The sequence below is a fragment of the Actinoplanes aureus genome, assembly GCF_015704865.1.
GTDB lineage: Bacteria > Actinomycetota > Actinomycetes > Mycobacteriales > Micromonosporaceae > Actinoplanes > Actinoplanes aureus.
On the sequence record NZ_JADQTO010000003.1, the window covers coordinates 128607 to 146169 of the forward strand.

A 17563-nucleotide genomic window follows, 5' to 3' on the forward strand; every position below is an offset into this window, starting at 1 on the left:
GCCACCTCCGCCAAGTCAATAAAACCTACAGGCGAACTAGGGTTTGCGTGATAGACCAGTCGCCATGCGGATGATCAATCTGGGGTTGCGGTTCGTGCTGGAGCTCTGCGCGCTGGCCGCGCTCGCCTACGGCGGCTGGCACACGCCCGGGCCGGTCTGGAGCCGGATCCTCGCGGCGATCGGCCTGCCGGTGCTGGCCGCGATCGTCTGGGGCCGCTGGGTCGCCCCGAAGGCGAGCCATCCGCTGCCCGATCCGCTGCGGCTGATCCCGGAGTGGCTGGTCTTCGGCGGCGGCACGGTCGCTCTGATCGTCACCGGCCATCCGCTGCTCGCGGCGCTGCTCGCCGTCCTGGCCGCGGTCAACCGCTGGGCCCTGCACGCGTTGCGGACCTCCACCGGCGGGGAGGCGCTCTAGGAATGGTCGGCGCGCCGGGCCGGGTACCACTGCTCGCCGACCGGCTCGCCGGCCATGTTCCAGCTCCACGAGACGGCCGGGGTGATGCGCAGGTAGAAGCCCGGACCGACGATCCCGGTCCGCTCGACCGGGCCGGTCGCCGCGCCGTAGACGCGGATGCCGCGGGCGATGAACGGGTCGAAGGAGACCTGGTCGTCGACGACCAGGGCGACCCGGCCGTGTCCGGCTGTGACGTTGCGGAACTTGCGGGTGCGCAGCACGGACTCGCCCGGGCCACCCACCCAGAAGTCGGTGCCGTCGAACTCGAAGCTCACCGGGACGACGTCGGGCTGCTCCTCGGCGCCGACGGTGGCCAGCCGCGCGAGCGGCTGGGAACGGAGGTAGGCGATCTCTTCGGCGGTGAAGGACATCTCCTCAGGATAGGCGCCGGTACGCGGTGAAGTCGGTCCGCCGCCGCAGGACGAACCCGATCGACTCGTAGAGCCGGATCGCGCCGGTGTTCCGCGCCGACGTGTGCAGGAACGGCGTCTCGTTCCGCTCCCGGATGCCGGCGGCCACAGCCCGGATCAGCCGGGTCGCCAGGCCCCGCCCGCGGTACGCCGGATCCGTGCAGACGGCGCTGATCTCGGTCCAGCCGGCCGGGTGCAGGCGCTCGCCGGCCATCGCGATGAGCGCGCCCTCCGGCGAGCGCAGTCCGATGTAGGTGCCGAGCTCGACGGTGCGCCGCAGGAACGGCCCGGGCTGGGTACGCGCGATCAGATCGAGGATCTCCGGAACGTCGGAACCGCCGAGCCGGACCGCCTCCGGAGCCGGTTCGGCCCGCAGCGCCACGTCGACGAACTGGACGCCCGGGATGCTGCCGGCCACCTCCCAGCCCGGGTGGGCCACCCCGCCGGCGCCGGCGATGGTCACCGCGGCACCCGGCTCGACCAGATGCGTCAGGTCGGCCCAGGCACGCGGGTCGGCAGGATCCTGGAGAGCGTGGAACGGCGTGACGTCACTCTGGTAGCGGGCGGCCCGCCCGTTCCGCTCGGCGAAACGGGCGTGCGCACCTCGCAGGGACGACCAGGCCGGGTTGTCCAGGATCGCGTCGGCGGCGAGCGAGCGGGTCACTTGCCCTCGATGGGCAGGCCCGGCGGGTTCACCTCGGCCTTGTCGACGGCCTCGTTGGTGAGGTTCCAGCGCCCGAGGATCTTGGTGTAGTCACCTGAGGCGATCAGCTTGTCGAGCGCCGCCGCGTACGCCTTGACCAGGCCGTTGTCCTTCTTCGTGGTGAGCGCGATCAGACCCTGCGAAGTGGCGCCGGCGCCGGAGTACGTGCCGACGATCTCGGTCTGGCCGGTGGTGGCGACGTGGTAGGCGGCCGACGGGTTAGGGCCGAGGTGCAGGTCGGTCTGGCCGGAGCCGAGCGCCAGGTAGGTGGCCTGGTTGGTCTGGTAGTACTTGATCTCGACCGGGGCGAGGCCCGCCTTCTTCACCTCGTCGGCCCACTCCACCAGGATCTTCTCCTGGTTGGTTCCGGAGCTGACCGAGACCTTCTTTCCGGCGATGTCGGCGGGCTTGGTGACCGTCAGGCCGGACCCCTTCTTCGCCAGCCAGCCCAGGTCGTCCTTGCGGTAGCTGACGAAGTCGTACTTGAGCTTGCGTTCCTCGGTGACGGTGATGTTCGAGGCGCCCAGGTCGAACTTGCCGGAGTCGAGGCCGATGAACAGGTTCTCCCAGGAGGTGTTCTCCAGGACCGGCTCGAGGCCGAGGGTGCTCGCGATGGCGACCGCGATGTCCGGCTCGTTGCCGATCAGCGTCTTGTTGTCGGTGGCGGCGAAGGCGAGCGGCGGGAATCCGGAGCCGGCCGCGCCGACGCCGATGACCAGCTTGCCCTTCGCGGCGATCGCGGCCGGCAGCAGCGCGGCGGCCGCGTCGTCCTTGGGCGGCCGGATCCGGTTCTGCTCCGGGCTGTCGTTGAACTTCACGGCAGCGGCCGCTGGTACTGCGGCCGGCTCCTCCTCCGGTGCCGCGCAGGCGGTCAGGGCCAGGGCGGTCACCGCGGCGAGGACGACGGCCAATCGGGTGGAACGCATGGGAGCTCCGTTTCTCAGATGAGGACTTTGGACAGGAACGTCCGGGTCCGGTCGTGCCGGGGGTTGTCGAGGACCTGTGCGGGCGGCCCCTGCTCGACGATCTGGCCCTCATCCATGAAGATCACGTTGTCGGCCGCCTCGCGGGCGAAGCCGATCTCGTGCGTCACCACGATCATCGTGGTGCCGGTGGCGGCCAGGTCGCGCAGCACGTCGAGGACCTCGCCGACCAGTTCCGGGTCGAGCGCGGAGGTCGGCTCGTCGAAGAGGATGAGCTGGGGTTCCAGGGCCAGGGCACGGGCGATCGCCACCCGCTGCTGCTGTCCGCCGGAGAGCTGCCGGGGGTACGCGTCCGCCTTGTCGGCGAGGTCCACCCGGGCCAGCAGTTCGCGCGCCCGCTCGTACACCTGGGCCTTGGGTCTGCGCAGGGCCGAGACGGGCGCCTCGGCGACGTTCTCCAGCGCGGTCAGGTGCGGGAAGAGGTTGAAGTTCTGGAAGACGAAGCCGATGCCGGCCCGCTGCTTGAGGATCTGGCGCTCGCTGAGCTCGTGCAGCCGGTTGCCGGACTGGCGGTACCCGATCAGCTCGCCACCGACCCGGATCAGGCCGCGATCGACCTTCTCCAGATGGTTGATCGAGCGCAGCAGGGTCGACTTGCCGGAGCCGGACGGCCCGAGGATCACGGTGACCGTGCCGGCGTGGGCCACCAGGTCGACGCCGCGCAGTACGTGCAGCGCGCCGAACGATACAGGGCGGCGGTGAGGATCACGTACCAGACCGTGGCGACCATCAGCAGCGGCACCACCCGCCCGCTGCGTCCGTAGATCACCTGGACCTGGTAGAACAGCTCGCCGATCGCCAGCACGTACACGATGGACGTGCTCTTGAGCAGGTTGACCAGCAGGTTCGCGGCGTTCGGCAGGATCGCGCGCATCGCCTGCGGCGCCACGATCCGGAAGAACTGCCGGTGCCGCGGGATGCCGAGCGCGGAAGCCGCCTCGTGCTGGCCCTGATCGACCGAGAGCAGGCCGGCCCGGATGATCTCGCCGGCGAACGCGGCCTCGTGCAGGGCCAGGCCGAGCAGCGCGGCGCCGAACGGGCTGACCAGATCGGCTGTCGCGAACGACCAGCCGGGACCGAACGGGACGCCGACCCGCAGCCGGTCGTAGAGGTAGCCGAGGTTCGCCCAGAACAGCAGCTGTACGAGCAGCGGCACGCTGCGGAACACCCAGATGTAGGTCCAGCTGACCGTGGACAGCACCGGGTTCTTCGACAGCCGCATCGCCGCCAGCGGGATGCCGCCGAGGAAGCCGAGGACCGCACCGGCGAGGGTCAGGATCAGCGTCACGCCCAGCGCCTGGACGACGGACTTCTCCAGGAAGTAGCCGAAGAAGGTGGGCCCGTCCCAGCCCGGGTTCGTGACCAGGCCGTGGACGAACTGGGCAAGCAGCACGAACACCAGCGCGACCGCGGCCCAGCGCCACCGATGGCGGGCCGGCACCACCACGAGGTCGTCGCCGGCGGCCGGTGGATCGGCGCTCCTGGGTCGTCGGGGGGACAGCACGCTCATGGCGCAGACGCTAGGCACCCCGCCACAAAGCCCACAAATCCTACTAGGAAGATATGTTTTAACAAGTCGTCACGGCGCCGGTCCGCCCAGCCGGCGGGACGGGTATTGCCAGTAACCCCATATGCACGATAGGAATAGCAGGCATTCACGCGTACCCCTGCCAGGAGTTTCCTTGACCACCTCCGTCGCTCCCGCGCCGCCTGCCGAGCGCGCCGCCGCTGTGGCCGGCCCCGCCGCCGCGCTCGCGCCCGGCGGCGGCCTGCGCCGCCGCATCATCCTGCGGCTGCTGTCGCTGCTCGCGCTCTACCTCCTCTGGGAGATCACCGCGCGCGTCATGCGCAACCCCACCTTCATCCCCTCACCCGCCGCGGTCTGGCATCAGCTGATCACCACCTCGACCGTGCACGACGGGGTACGCGGTTACAGCGGTCACCTGCTCATCGAGCACCTCGGGGTGAGCCTGCGCCGGATCCTGATCGGGTCGGCCATCGGTGTCGCAGGCGGCCTGATCCTCGGCGTGCTGATGGGGACCATCGGCTGGCTGCGGGTGGTCACCGAGCCGGTCGTAACGTTCATCCGGGCGCTGCCGCCGCTCGCCTACTTCAGCCTGTTCATCATCTGGTTCGGCATCGACGAGACCCCGAAGCTGTGGCTGCTCTCGATCGCCGCGCTGCCGCCGGTCGCGGTCGCCACCGCCGCCGCCGTGCAGGGTGCGCCGACCGGGCTGGTCGAGGCCGCACGCGCGCTCGGCGCCGGACGCTGGCAGACCATCCGCGACGTCGTGCTGCCCGCCGGGCTTCCGGAGATTTTCACCGGGATCCGGCTGGCGGTCGGCGTCGCGTACTCCTCGGTCGTCGCCGCCGAGACCATCAACGGCGTGCCCGGCATCGGCGGCATGGTCCGCGACGCCCAGCGCTACTCCCAGACCGACGTGGTCGTCCTCGGCCTGTTCGCCATCGGCCTGTCCGGCCTGCTCATCGACGCCCTGCTGCGGATCACCGAGAACCGGCTGATCCCGTGGCGCGGCCGTAGTTAAAGGAAACGAAGTTGAAGAAACTCCTCGCCCTTGTCTCCGTGCTCTTCCTGGCGGCCTGCGGCAACGGTGCCGCCAGCGGTGGCCCGGACCCGGAGAAGAAGACCATCCGCGTCGCCTACCAGGCCTTCCCGAGCGGCGACCTGATCGTCAAGAACCAGGGATTGCTGGAGAAGGCGCTGCCCGACTACCAGATCACCTGGACCAAGTTCGACTCCGGCGCCAGCATCAACACCGCGTTCGTGGCCAAGAGCCTGGACATCGCCGCGATCGGGTCCAGCCCGGTGGCCCGCGGGCTGTCGGCGCCGCTGAACATCCCTTACCAGGTCGCCTTCGTGCTCGACGTGGCCGGCGACAACGAGGCGCTGGTGGCCCGCAACGGCAGTGGGGTCACCGACGTCGCCTCGCTGCGCGGCAAGAAGGTGGCCACCCCGTTCGCCTCGACCGCGCACTACAGCCTGCTCGCCGCCCTGGACAAGGCCGGCGTCAAGGAGTCCGAGCTGACCATCGTGGACCTGGAACCGCAGGACATCCTGGCCGCGTGGACCCGGGGTGACCTGGACGCGGCGTACAGCTGGCTGCCCTCGCTCGACGAGCTGAAGAAGACCGGCAAGGTGCTGATCACCAGCCGGGAGCTGGCCGCCGGCGGCAAGCCCACCCTCGACCTGGGCGTGGTCTCCACCGCGTTCGCCGAGGCACACCCGGAGGCGGTCGACGCCTGGCGCAAGGTCGAGGCACAGGCCCTGGACATCATCGCCAACGACCCGGCGGCCGCGTCCAAGGCGGTCGGCGCCGAGCTCAACCTCAGCCCGGACGAGGCGCTCAACCAGCTCGAGCAGGGCGTCTTCCTGAAGCCGGCGGACGTCGCCTCGCCGCAGTGGCTGGGCACCGAGGGCAATGTCGGCAAGATCGCCGACAACCTGGTCAGCGCCGCGGAGTTCCTCAAGTCCCAGCAGAAGATCGACGCGGTGCCGACGCTGGACCAGGTCAGGAAGTCCGTCTACGTCAAGGGGCTGCCCAGTGTCCTCGGCTGAGGCGGTCGTCCTCTCCTCCGTGGAACACTCCTACGGCGACGTGACCGCGGTCGGCCCGGTCGACCTGACCGTCCCGGCCGGGGAGTTCCTGGTCCTGGTCGGGGCGTCGGGGTGCGGTAAGAGCACGCTGCTGCGGCTGATCGCCGGTTTCGAGCAGCCGACCCGGGGGAGTGTGCGTACCGCGGGCTCGGCGCCGGTGCCGGGGCGGGGCGCGGGACTGGTCTTCCAGCAGCCACGGCTGTTCCCGTGGAAGACCGTCGGCGGCAACATCGCCCTCGCCCTTCGCTACGCGGGCCTGCCGGCGACCCCGGAGCGGATCGACGAGCTGCTGGCCCAGGTCGGCCTGCACGACGTGGCGCACCGCCGCACGTGGCAGATCTCCGGCGGCCAGCAGCAGCGGGTGGCGATCGCCCGCGCCCTCGCGGTGGAGAACCCGCTGCTGCTGCTCGACGAGCCGTTCGCGGCGCTGGACGCGCTCACCCGGGAACGGCTCCAGGAGGACCTGCGCCGGGTCAGCGCCGAGACCGGCCGGACCAGCGTCTTCGTCACACACAGCGTGGATGAGGCGGTCTTCCTCGGCAGCCGGGTCGTGGTGCTCACGCCCCGGCCCGGCCGGATCGCCCTGGACCTGGCGATCGACCTGCCGCGTACCGGGATCGCCGCGGACGAACTGCGCGGCCTGCCGGAGTTCGCCGCGCTGCGCGCCGAGGTCGGCCACGCCATCCGCGACCGCGCCGAGGCGGCCGCGTAGTCGACGGGCCGGCGGCGGGCACGATGATCAACATGCTCGCCGCCACCCGGGACCCGGTGACCGGACCTTGATCCGCGAGAGTCCGCCTAGAGGGCTTCCATAGTCAGCGTCCGCAAGCGGTGATCTTGCTTGGCCCACGCTCAATGCTGTCTCAACGGCCGCCAGACAGCACCCACGTTGGGCCGGGCATCACATCTAGGCCTTCTTGACGGCGACCTTCTTGCCGGAGGCCTTCACCGTGTAGGCGACGGTCTTCCTGGTCCACGGGTTGGTGGCGTACACGCGTACCCCGCCGGTGATGCTCTTGACCTTGACCATGCTGACCGCGATCGCCTTGTTGGCCGCGGCCGCGTCACGGCCGACGATCTTGCGCAGGTTGGCGACCTTGACCGTGCCGCCCTTGGCGGCCTTGCGGGTGTCGGCCGCGCCGGCGGTGGCGGCGCGCTGCACCACGGTGGCCATGTCCAGGTACGCGACACCGCCCGCGAGGGTGCCCGAGGCGATCGTCGCCGACGAGGTGGGCAGGGTGACGGTCTGCCGGCCGTACGTGTAGGCGAGCGTCACCTGCATGGCCCCCTCCGCGGCGTGTGCGCCGGTCAGAGCACCGGCGGCGGAGACGTGCAGTGTGACCTTCGCACCGTCGTCGGTGAACGTGTAGTCCGCCGAGCCGTCGTCGTTCGCCGTCTTGGTTCCGGCCTCCTGGTATCCGGCGGCCAGGCTTGCCGGGGTCGCGCCGTACTGGTCCACGTCGACGCTCTTGTCCGCGGTGAACGTGTATTTGACCGAGCTACGCCCCATCATCTTCAGGGCCGAACGCTGCCGCGCCGCGCTGATCGATTGGTACACGCCCCGGCCGTCCGCCAGGAACAGATGCAAGGAGCCGGAGCCCTGCACGGTGAGCGAGTCGGAGTACAGGCCGTGGGTCCGGTCGTACAGGACCGTCTCGTTCGCTGCGGCGCCGAACACCGCGGCGGAGAAGGCGGTCGTGGACTTCCAGCCGGCGGCGCCGGCGGTGGTGGAGGCGGCGGCCACCGACTTCATCGCCGCGGTCATCTCGGCGGCGGTCAGTTGCGTGGTGGTTCCGGCGGCGTAGGCGGTCCCGGGCGCGGCGAGCAGGCCGGCGGCCACGGCCGTGGTTGCGAGCAGAACGGCCGGACGGGTGAGAACGGACATGCGGTGACCTCATGGGGGAGGAGGGAGAGCCGGGCGCCGGACCATCGGCTCCCGGATCACCCACCTGAGGTCTTCGGATCAGGGCTTGCGGGCGACGGCTCCGTACTCGTCCACCGCGCGCAGCTCCTCCGGGCCGGCGCCGGGCGCCGGGCGCCACTGCGCACACGGCACGAGGCCCGGCTCCAGCACTTCGAGGCCCTCCAGGAAGCGGCTGATCTGGTCGGGGTGCCGCAGGTGGTAGGTGAGCGGTGCGTTCGCGTTCCACACCGCGATCGCGTCCTCGAAGGCCGGCCCGTCGATGACGTTGGTGCCGTCGGCGGTGACCAGGTAGCTGCCCGAGGGCAGCTTGGCGAGCAGGCCCCGGACGATCGAGACGGCCTGGTCGAGGTCGGGCACGTGGCCCAGGATGTTCATCAGGATCAGGCCGACCGGCTGGTCGAAGTTCAGCGTGTTGCGCGCCGCCGTGATGATCTTGTCGGGCTCGTGCAGGTTGGCGTCGACGTACTCGGTCGCGCCCTCTTTGGTGCCGGTGAGCAGCGCGCGGGCGTGCACCAGGACGAGGGGGTCGTTGTCGACGTAGACGATCCGGGAGTCCGGCGCGGCGGCCTGTGCCACCTGGTGGGTGTTCTCCGCGGTCGGCATGCCGGTGCCGATGTCCAGGAACTGCCGGATGCCCCGCTCGGTCGCGAGGAAGGTGACCGCCCGCTTGAGGAACGCCCGGGACTGGCGGGCCACCAGCTTGATGTCCGGGTACAGGTTGGCGAAGTCGTCGCCGACCTGCCGGTCCACCTGATAGTTGTCCTTGCCGCCGAGCCAGTAGTTCCAGACCCGCGCGGAGTGCGGAACGCTGGTGTCGAGCTTCACGGCGTCGCTGTCGGTCATAGGCGCTGAGCATACGCCGCCGATGGGCACCCGCCGCTACAGGTCCACACAGGACGGTAGTCCGAGCGGGTGACGCCCGGCCACCCCCACCGTCCTGGGGTGGCCGGAACGTCTCTCTCACCCGGGAAAGGTCAGATGGACCACCAGGCGGTGGTGTCCGGCGGGAGCACCACGTTGTCCGGCGTACCGTCGATCGGCCCGCTGGTGAGCAGCAGCTCGCCGGGGCGGCCGACGGCGATCGGCTGGTCGCTCATGTTGACCATGCAGCGGAACACCGGCGCGCCCTCGGCCTCGCGGTCGAAGGTCAGCATCCCGGCCGGCGCGGCCACCCAGCGCAGGTTGTCGGTCGGCGCGAGCGCCGGGTGGGTCTTGCGGACGGTGAGCGCGGCCCGGTACAGCTCCAGCGTGGAGTCCGGCAAGCCGGTCTGCGCGGCCACGCTCAGCCCGGCCCAGGAGTCCGGCTGCGGCAGCCAGCTGCCGCCGCCGTCGGGGCCGAAGCCGTACGGTGCCTCGGTCCCGCTCCACGGAATCGGCACCCGGCAGCCGTCGCGATAGCCGTCCTGGCCGGTGGCCCGGTGGAACGCCGGGTCCTGGCGCACCTCCGGCGGCAGATCGATGACCTCGGGCAGGCCGAGCTCCTCGCCCTGGTAGAGGTAGGCCGAACCGGGCAGCGCCAGCATCAGCGCGGAGGCCGCCCGGGCCCGGCGCAGGCCGGCCACCTCGTCCACCGCGGTGGGCTTGCGACCGGCCACCTCGCCCTCAGCGACCTGGAGCAGCCGGGTGGTGTGCCGGACCACGTCGTGGTTGGACAGCGTCCAGGTGGTGGGGGCGCCGACGGTACGCATGGCGGACAGCGACTCGTCGATCATCTGCCGCTGCTCGTGGGCGTTCCAGGCGGTGCCGAGGTAGCTGAAGTTGAACGCCTGGTGCAGTTCGTCGTCGCGGACGTAGTGCGAGACCCGGGCCAGGTTGGGCGCCCAGGCCTCGGCCACCGCGATCCGCTCACCGGGGTACTCGTCGAGGATCTTGCGCCAGTCGCGGTAGATCTCGTGCACGCCGTCCCGGTCGAAGCAGGGGCTCTCGCCGACACCGAGCAGGTGCCATTCGGCGTCCGAGCCGACGTCCGGCAGGCCGTCCTCCTTGACCAGGCCGTGTGCCACGTCGATCCGGAAGCCGTCGACACCCAGGTCCAGCCAGAACCGCAGGATGGTCTTGAACTCGTCGCGGACCGCCGGGTGCTCCCAGTTGAAGTCGGGCTGCTCCGGGGCGAACAGGTGCAGGTACCACTCGCCGTCCTCGACCCGGGTCCAGGCCGGTCCGCCGAAGATCGACGGCCAGTCGTTCGGCGGCAGCTCACCGTTCTCGCCCTTGCCCGGGCGGAAGTGGTAGCGCTCGCGGAACGGCGAACCGGGGCCGTCGGCGATCGCCCGCTTGAACCACTCGTGCTGGTCGGAGGAGTGGTTGGGAACGAGGTCGACGATCACCCGCAGGCCGAGCGCGTGCGCGCCGGCGATCAGCCGCTCGGCGTCGGCGACGTTGCCGAAGATCGGGTCGACGGTCCGGTAGTCCGCGACGTCGTAACCCGCGTCCGCCTGCGGCGAGGCGTAGAACGGCGAGAGCCAGACCGCGTCCACGCCGAGATCGCGCAGGTACGGCAGGCGGCTCGTGATACCCGGCAGGTCGCCGATGCCGTCACCGTTCGAGTCGGCGAAGCTGCGCGGGTAGATCTGGTAGATGACCGCGTTGCGCCACCAGGATGCCGGGGGCGCCTCGACGGTGGGCGGTGCGATCAGTTGATCCGTCATGGCGAGGAACGCTAGCAGGTGACTAACACGTGTTACAGAGCTGAGCGGTTGCTTTCTTGCAGCAAGTTCTTGCAGGGGTGTCCTATGCCGGTTTTGCGGTGGAATCCCGGATGATCAGCGAGGTGCCGAGAGTCTGATGCGGGTGCTGGTCCTCACCCCTGATCGAGGAGATCAGGAAGTCGGCCGCGATCCGGCCCTTGGTGACGATCGGTTGCCGGACGGTGGTCAGCCGGGGACGGAACCAGGCCGACTCGGACAGGTCGTCGAAGCCGGTGACCGACACCTCTCCGGGGACATCGATGGAAAGTTCTTGCAAAGCTTCCACGGCCCCGTACGCGAGCACGTCGGACAGCGCCAGGATCGCCGTCGGCGGCTGCGCCGCGGCCATCAGCTCCCGGGTCGCCCGATATCCGTCGGCCCGGGTCACCGGGACCGCGGCCAGCCGCACGCCGGTCATGTCCATCCCCACCTCACCGAGGGCGTCGGCGATGCCGGCCAGCCGCCGGGCGAGCGGCCCGTAGCTGCTCCGCTGCGCGACGTCGCGCTCCGGGCCGATGGAGAGGACGGCCAGCCGCCGGTGCCCCAGATCGAGCAGATGCCGGGCCACGTCCCGGGCACCGCCCCGGTCGTCCACCTCGACGCTCGGCGCGCCCTCGTGCCGGTCGCTGTCGATCAGCACGAACGGGATCCCGCGCCGGTCCAGCTCGGCCACCTCGCCGCGGTCCACCTCCAGGCCGCAGACGATGAAGCCGTCGACCGCCGCGTACGGGATCGCCTTGAGCACCGAGTCCTGCAGCGGCGGGGTGAGCAGCAGGGTGTGTCCCTGTTCGTCGCAGACCTGGCCGACGCCCATCAGGAACCGCGAGTAGTACGGGTTCTCCAGGACCCGGGCCAGCCGCTGCGGCAGCAGCACCCCGATCGAGTTGGTGGTGCCGGCCTGCAGCATCCGGCCCAGCGTGCTCGGCGTGTAACCGAGCTGCTCGGCGACGCCGAGGATGCGCTCACGGGTGGCCGTGGAGATCCGCTGCGGGTTGTTGAAGGCGAAGGAGACCGCGGATCTGGAGACGCCGGCGGCCGCCGCGACATCGCTCGACGTCGGCTTGCCGCTGGCCCTCTTGAACGGCATGCACGCTCCCTGGGTCGCCGGACCCACCCTAGCGCAGTGTGCTCCCCCGGACGGTGGACGGCACGCCGCCGTGATCGCCAGGTCGTGGCACGCTGAGGCTATGGCGCGCGGGGCGTCCGCACTTGATCACAGCTGCTGGTCGTACCACGACCACCGAGCGTTCGTGCTGCACGCCCGGGCTTTCCTGTACGCGGGCCTGGCCGCCGGGGAGCGCGTCTGGTACGTACCCGGGCGGCGCTCCAGCGGCGTCACCGGGTGGCTGCTGGACGGCGCGGCGGCCTGGCCGGCCGGTGCCGTACGCGTCCTCGACCCCGAGGAGGTCTACCCGAGCACGGGCGTCCTCGACCCGGTCGCGCAGACGGCCGCCTACGTGGCGGCCACCGAGGACGCCGTGGCGGCCGGGTTCCGCGGGCTGCGCGTGGTCGCCGACGCCACCGCGATGGTGCGGACCCGGCCCAGGCTGGACGCCTTCGTCCGGTACGAGTACGCGATCGGCCGCTACATGCGCACCGCGCCGCTGCGGGCGGTCTGCGTCTACGACCGGACCCGTCTGGGTGAGCGGGCCGTGGCCGAACTGGCCTCTGTGCACCGCCGGACCAACGACGGCGACGTGTCGTTCCAGCTATACGCCGGCCGCACGGCCGCGGAGACCGTGCTGACCGGCGAGGTGGACGTCGCCTCCGAGGATCTCTTCGTCACCGTGCTGGAGCGCGCCGACCTGCGTGCCGCCGGAGGCGAGGTCGTGGTGCACGCCGAGGAGCTGGCGTTCATCACGCACCGCTGCCTGCTCGCGCTCCAGCGGCACGCCGAACGCCGGTCCTTCACCGTGGTGTTCCGCACCTCGCTGCCGACGGTCGCGGCCATGGTCGACCTGCTGGGCCTGAACCGGATCCGGGTGGAGACCGCCTGATCAGACGGCGGTCACCGGGACGCGGACGGCGGCGCCGAAGAGGTAGCCCAGGGTGTTGAAGCGGGCCACGTCAGGCTGGGTGTTGCCGCGCACGTCGGTGGCCCGCGCCAGCAGCACGTGCTCGCCGGCGACCGGCGTCCAGTCCAGTTCCCAGCGCTGCCACACGCCGCCCGGCGTCGCGCCGTACGGGCGGGCCCGCCGCCAGGTCGCGCCCCCGTCGGTGCTCACCTCGACCTTCCTGATCGGGCCGTTCGCCGACCAGGAGCGGCCGGTCAGCCGGGTGGTGATCCCGGACGGGAAGGTGGCGCCCGGGTCCAGCTCGAACGCGCTCTTGATCACCTGACGGTCGAAGGGCAGGCCCTCGGCCGGGAACTCCGGGCCGAACAGCCGGTAGAACTGGGTGTTCCACGGGGAGAACAGCGGCTCGGCGGAGACCTCGATGCGGCCCACCCACTTGATCGAGGCGATGCCGACCCAGCCCGGCACCAGGACGCGGACCGGGGCGCCGTGGTCGGGCAGCAGCGGCTCGCCGTTCATCTCGTAGGCGAGCAGCACGTCGTCGAGGGCCTTGCGAAGCGGGAACGGCCGGCGCACCGGGCCGAGGTCCACGCCGCCGCTGACGAAGTTGGCGTCCAGGCCGCTCGGCTGCACGTCGACGGCGTGGCGGCTGAGGCCGGCGCGGCGCAGGACGGTGGAGAGGCGTACGCCGCGCCAGCGCGCCACGCCGACCGCGCCCAGCCCCCAGGCCGTGCCGGAGACGGTCTGTCCCTGCTGGAGGCTGAAGTAGCCGCGGCCGTTGCCCGCGCACTCGACCGCGATCGCGTGCGTCTCGTCCGGCAGCCGCTTCAGGTCGCTGAGGCTGAAGTGCTCGGCGCCGCCGCGCAGACCGGACCCGGACACCTCGAGGCTCCAGGTGGCCGGGTCGATGATCGGCGTGCTGGTGTGGTTGCGGACGAAGAACCGGTCGACCGGCACGTAGTAGCCCTGGTCCTTCAGCGCCGACCAGCGGGTCTCCGCGTTGGTGCCGTGCACTTTGAACAGCTCCGGCGGCAGCGGCTTCACGATGGGTGCGGCCGCTGCCGCCGGGCTCGCGCCGGTGGCCGCGCCCACCCCGGCGGCCGCGGTCAATAGCAGCAGGTCGCGCCGTGAGAAACCGCGTGCCCGCCCGGCGGCGAAGTCGTTCAGGCGGCGCTCATCGTATTCACCCTCGTTCATGCCGACTGATCCTAGCGACCAGATGGGTTTTGTAGGTAGTGCTTACTGGTTGTCGGCCGGGGCGGCGAGCTTGGCCCGGTCCACCGCGTCCCAGTCCTGGTGCGGGCGTTGCGCCGGCGCGTCGCCGCCCGGCGCGGAGGCCTGCGGCCGGCCGGGCCACCAGAACCGGTCGCCCGTGAGGGTGGCCAGGGCGGGCACCAGCACGGTACGCACGAGCAGCGTGTCCAGCAGCACCCCGATACCGACGATGACGCCGATCTGGGTGAGGGTGACCACCGGCAGCACCCCGAGCACCGCGAAGACCGCCGCCAGCAGGATGCCCGCGCTGGTGATGACCGCGCCGGTGACCGCCAGGGCGTGCACCATGCCCTCCCGGGTGCCGCGTCGCGGCGTCTCCTCCTTGGCCCGGGTGACCAGGAAGATGTTGTAGTCCACGCCGAGCGCGACCAGGAACAGGAACGAGAACAGCGGCACCGAGTTGTCCAGGGCCGGGTAGTCGAACACGTTGCGGAACAGCCACGAACCGGCGCCCAGCGAGGCCAGGAAGCTGAGCACCACGGTCGCGATCAGCAGCAGTGGTGCGACCAGGGCGCGGAGCAGGACGATCAGGACCAGCAGCACCACCGCCAGGATGACCGGAACGATCGTCACCAGGTCCTGGCGGGCGGCGTCCCGGGTGTCCAGGGCGGTCGCCACGGTGCCGCCGACCAGCGCGTCGTCGCCGACCCGGTCCCGCAGGTCGCGGATGGTGTCGAACGCCTCGGCGGTGTCCGGGGCCGCCTCCAGGACGGCGCTGACGCTCACCCGGCTCTCGATGCTCTCGCCGATCCGGGCCTGGGCCACGCCGGGCGTGCCGGTGACCGTGGCGAGGACCTGCTCGGCCTTGTCCGGCGTGGTCAGCACCACCGCCGGACCGGCGGCGCCGGCCGGGAAGTACCGGCTCAGCGTCTCCAGGCCGGCGACCGACTCGGCCTCGACCCGGAACTGCTCGGTCTGCGACAGGCCGACCTTGGTGCCGAGGCTGCCCAGCGACAGCAGGCCGAGGATCACCACGGCCAGGGCGGTCACCGCGGCGGGGCGGCGCACCACCATGCGGCCGACCCTGGCCCAGAAGCCCTTGCCGTCCTCCGGGCCGGCCTGATCGACCCGCGGGATGAACGGCCAGAACAGGCCGCGACCGCAGACCACCAGGGCGGCCGGCAGCACGAGCAGGGCGAACACCATGGCGATCGCGACGCCGGTGGCGGCCGTGACGCCCAGCGCGGCGTTGGTCTTCAGGCTGGCCAGCAGCAGCGTGAGCAGCGCCAGGATCACGGTGCCGGCGCTCGCCGCGATGGCCGGGCCGGCACCGCGCAGCGCCTTGGCCATGGCCTCGAACCGGTTCTCGTGCCGGTGCAGCTCCTCCCGGTAGCGGGAGATCAGCAGCAGCGCGTAATTGGTGCCGGCGCCGAACACCAGCACCGTGACGATGCCGGTGGTCGAGCCGTTGATGGCCAGGCTGGTGTGCTCGGAGTAGATCGCGATGGCCTTCGCCGCGAGCTGGTCGGCGAATCCCACCACGGCGAGCGGCACGATCCACAGGATCGGGCTGCGGTAGGTGACCAGCAGCAGGATGGTGACCACCACGACGGTGACGATCAGCAGCCGGGTGTTCGCGCCGCTGAAGCTGTCCGACAGGTCGGCGGCGAACCCGGCGCCACCGGTGACCTGCGCGGTCACCCCTGGTGCCAGCCCGTCCTTCGCCTTGGCGCGCAGCTCGTCGACGACCCGGATGGTCTCGTCGCTGTCACCGGTGGCCGGCAGCACCACGGTGATCAGGGCGGCCTTGCGGTCCTCGGAGAGGATCGGCCGCCCGAGGTCCTGGACGCCGGCCAGGTCGGCGTCGGAGAGTTCCGCGCCGCCCTTGGCGATCACGATCAGGGCCGGGTTGGTCCGGCCGGACGGGAACTCCTTCTGCAGCTGCGCGACCTTTGTCGACTCGGCCGAGGCCGGCAGCGACGAGGTGGCGTCGTTGTCCGTCCTGGTCGTGCCGGCGAGGGCGAACACCAACCCGCCGAGCACGAGGGCCAGCAACAGCGTTGCCCATGCCCTTTTCATGAAACCCTCCAAGACTAAGAATCTTTATAATCGAGATTGTTCATGACTGAGGACGGATCTGCAACACTTACCCCCGTGGAAGGCAACGAGACCGCCGAACGGGAGCGGTTACGCAGGGCGCTCGTCGACCTGCTGAACGCGTACAGCAGCGAGGCGCAGCACATCGGGCACGCCTTCGCGAACCGCAACCATCTGCACGCCACCGACATGCACGCCCTGCTGGCGGTCATGCACGCGGAGCGGAACGGCGCACCGCTGACCCCGGGCCGGCTCGGTGAGGCGATCGGTCTCTCCTCGGGCGCCACCACCGCCCTGATCGACCGGCTGGAACGCGGCGGTCACCTGCGCCGCACCCGGGAGAGCAGCGACCGGCGGGTGGTGCACCTGCGCTACGGCGAGGCCGGCATGGCCCTGGCCATAGCGTTCTTCACCCCGCTGCGCCCGCACACCGACGCGGTGATGGAGCAGTTCAGCGTCGACGAGTTGCGGGCCGTCGAGCGGTTCCTGGCCGGCATGGGCAAGGCGCTGGTCACGTACCGGGGCGAGCTGCGGGCCCGGCCGGCGGCGCAACCGGAGAGCAACGAGCCGGTCGCGTAAGTCGGGCGGCCGGCCGCCGATCAGAGCGGCGTGCGAACCGAGCCCCTGCTGATCGAAGCCGACGCCCTGCTGGCCCGCGGCCGTGCGGACAACGCCGCGAACCTGCTCGCCCCCTACGTCGGGCGCGAGCCGGGCGACATCGGTGGCTGGCACCGGATGGCCCGGGCCCGGCTCGAACTCGGCGACGCCCACGGCGCGCTGCGGGCGGCGGGCGCCGCCTGGCAGCTCGACCCGGACGGTGCCGAGTCGCTCTTCTGGGTCAGCCGGGCCTGCACCGCGCTCGGTGAGCACGCCGAGGCGATCGAGGCGGCGTACGCCGCGTGCCAGGACGACCCGGGCAATCCCCGTCTGCACAACCGGCTCGGCGAGGCACAGCTCGCCGCCGGCCTGGTCGCCGACGCGGCCGAGGGCCTGCGGATCGCGGTCGACCTCGCCGGGTACGACCCCGACCTGTACGTCACCTACGGGCTGGCGCTGTTCGCCGGCGGCCGCCCGCTCAGTGCCCGCGAGGCCGTCGGGCGGGCGCTTGCACTGAACCCCGAGCACGCCGGTGCCCGGTCCGCGCTGACCCGCTTCGAGCAAGCCATGCGCGGCGTGGTGGACGCACCCACGCTGGCGCAGGCCGTGGACGACTTCACCGAGTCCCTGCTGGTACGGCCGGGCGACCACCTAGCGGTGCGGCTGTCACCTCGGCGCGACGCCCTCGGGTACGTCGCCCGGGTCACGATGATCTGGTTCCTGGCCGCCTTCTGCGTCTCCGCGGCCCTGAACGTGACCGGATTCGTCGCCGTCCCCGACGACTTCTACTTCGGCCTGCTGTGCGCCACCGCCGGTGCCGGCCTGATCCACCACTTCGCCCGCCGGACCTGACCGGCCCGTG

Annotated in this window: 18 protein-coding genes; 7 read left to right on the forward strand and 11 right to left on the reverse strand. The window is 71.2% G+C overall.

Annotated features, from left to right (window positions below; genetic code table 11):
* Positions 1 to 64: 64 nt before the first annotated feature.
* Positions 65 to 415, forward strand: a complete 351-nt coding sequence (locus I4J89_RS06495) for a YrdB family protein (RefSeq protein ID WP_196412921.1) — start codon at positions 65 to 67, stop codon at positions 413 to 415.
* On the opposite strand, the gene I4J89_RS06500 is transcribed toward I4J89_RS06495, so the two are convergent.
* From I4J89_RS06500 to I4J89_RS06520, 5 genes are read right to left on the reverse strand one after another with little or no spacing between them, the layout of a single operon-like run.
* Positions 412 to 825, reverse strand: coding sequence for a PPOX class F420-dependent oxidoreductase (locus I4J89_RS06500; protein ID WP_196412922.1), 414 nt, complete (start codon positions 823 to 825; stop codon positions 412 to 414). The two genes, I4J89_RS06495 and I4J89_RS06500, sit on opposite strands and share 4 nt — an antisense overlap.
* A 4-nt stretch (positions 826 to 829) precedes the next feature.
* Entirely contained in the window at positions 830 to 1528 is a 699-nt protein-coding gene (locus I4J89_RS06505; RefSeq protein ID WP_196412923.1) for a GNAT family N-acetyltransferase, read from the reverse strand.
* The gene (locus I4J89_RS06510; protein ID WP_196412924.1) at positions 1525 to 2493 is read right to left on the reverse strand and encodes an ABC transporter substrate-binding protein; all 969 of its coding nucleotides are present in this window, start codon (positions 2491 to 2493) and stop codon (positions 1525 to 1527) included. Before I4J89_RS06510 ends, I4J89_RS06505 begins: the two co-directional genes overlap by 4 nt.
* Positions 2494 to 2507: 14 nt before the next feature.
* Entirely contained in the window at positions 2508 to 3197 is a 690-nt protein-coding gene (locus I4J89_RS06515; RefSeq protein ID WP_444876220.1) for an amino acid ABC transporter ATP-binding protein, read from the reverse strand.
* On the reverse strand, positions 3170 to 4060 hold the full coding sequence (locus I4J89_RS06520) for an amino acid ABC transporter permease (protein ID WP_196412925.1): 891 nt from the start codon (positions 4058 to 4060) through the stop codon (positions 3170 to 3172). The genes I4J89_RS06515 and I4J89_RS06520 overlap by 28 nt, the downstream gene beginning before the upstream one ends.
* A gap of 172 nt (positions 4061 to 4232) precedes the next feature.
* Between I4J89_RS06520 and I4J89_RS06525 the strand changes: the two genes are divergently transcribed.
* Genes I4J89_RS06525 through I4J89_RS06535 form a run of 3 tightly spaced genes read left to right on the forward strand, consistent with a single transcriptional unit; the run spans position 4233 to position 6878 of the window.
* Complete coding sequence (locus I4J89_RS06525; protein WP_230858478.1) at positions 4233 to 5096, forward strand: ABC transporter permease; 864 nt, start codon at positions 4233 to 4235, stop codon at positions 5094 to 5096.
* Positions 5097 to 5107: 11 nt separating this feature from the next.
* Positions 5108 to 6127: a taurine ABC transporter substrate-binding protein gene (locus I4J89_RS06530; RefSeq protein ID WP_196412927.1), complete on the forward strand. Its 1020-nt coding sequence runs from the start codon at positions 5108 to 5110 to the stop codon at positions 6125 to 6127.
* Positions 6114 to 6878: an ABC transporter ATP-binding protein gene (locus I4J89_RS06535; protein WP_196412928.1), complete on the forward strand. Its 765-nt coding sequence runs from the start codon at positions 6114 to 6116 to the stop codon at positions 6876 to 6878. Before I4J89_RS06530 ends, I4J89_RS06535 begins: the two co-directional genes overlap by 14 nt.
* Before the next feature lie 195 nt (positions 6879 to 7073).
* Here I4J89_RS06535 and I4J89_RS06540 read toward each other — a convergent pair whose 3' ends face one another.
* The 4 genes from I4J89_RS06540 to I4J89_RS06555 form a co-directional block, all read right to left on the reverse strand.
* Positions 7074 to 8051, reverse strand: coding sequence for a hypothetical protein (locus I4J89_RS06540; RefSeq protein ID WP_196412929.1), 978 nt, complete (start codon positions 8049 to 8051; stop codon positions 7074 to 7076).
* 78 nt (positions 8052 to 8129) lie between these two features.
* Positions 8130 to 8933 (reverse strand): SAM-dependent methyltransferase, encoded by an 804-nt coding sequence (locus tag I4J89_RS06545; protein ID WP_196412930.1) that lies wholly within the window; start codon positions 8931 to 8933, stop codon positions 8130 to 8132.
* A 131-nt stretch (positions 8934 to 9064) separates the two neighbouring features.
* Complete coding sequence (locus tag I4J89_RS06550) at positions 9065 to 10738, reverse strand: glycoside hydrolase family 13 protein (protein WP_196412931.1); 1674 nt, start codon at positions 10736 to 10738, stop codon at positions 9065 to 9067.
* An 82-nt stretch (positions 10739 to 10820) separates the two neighbouring features.
* Positions 10821 to 11864 carry a LacI family DNA-binding transcriptional regulator gene (locus I4J89_RS06555; RefSeq protein ID WP_196412932.1) on the reverse strand — a complete coding sequence of 348 codons (1044 nt, stop codon included), beginning with the start codon at positions 11862 to 11864 and terminating at the stop codon, positions 10821 to 10823.
* Positions 11865 to 11964: 100 nt separating this feature from the next.
* Between I4J89_RS06555 and I4J89_RS06560 the strand changes: the two genes are divergently transcribed.
* On the forward strand, positions 11965 to 12774 hold the full coding sequence (locus I4J89_RS06560) for an MEDS domain-containing protein (RefSeq protein ID WP_196412933.1): 810 nt from the start codon (positions 11965 to 11967) through the stop codon (positions 12772 to 12774).
* Here the strand turns inward: I4J89_RS06560 and I4J89_RS06565 are convergent, their stop codons facing one another.
* Positions 12775 to 13989 (reverse strand): sulfite oxidase, encoded by a 1215-nt coding sequence (locus I4J89_RS06565; protein WP_196412934.1) that lies wholly within the window; start codon positions 13987 to 13989, stop codon positions 12775 to 12777. It abuts the gene before it with no gap.
* Between the two features lie 42 nt (positions 13990 to 14031).
* A complete protein-coding gene (locus I4J89_RS06570; protein WP_196412935.1) occupies positions 14032 to 16086 on the reverse strand; it encodes an MMPL family transporter in 2055 nt (684 codons plus the stop codon).
* 75 nt (positions 16087 to 16161) lie between these two features.
* On the opposite strand from I4J89_RS06570, the gene I4J89_RS06575 reads away from it, so the two are divergent.
* On the forward strand, positions 16162 to 16683 hold the full coding sequence (locus I4J89_RS06575) for a MarR family winged helix-turn-helix transcriptional regulator (RefSeq protein ID WP_309238212.1): 522 nt from the start codon (positions 16162 to 16164) through the stop codon (positions 16681 to 16683).
* A 30-nt stretch (positions 16684 to 16713) separates the two neighbouring features.
* A complete protein-coding gene (locus I4J89_RS06580) occupies positions 16714 to 17553 on the forward strand; it encodes a tetratricopeptide repeat protein (RefSeq protein ID WP_196412937.1) in 840 nt (279 codons plus the stop codon).
* Positions 17554 to 17563 lie beyond the last annotated feature (10 nt).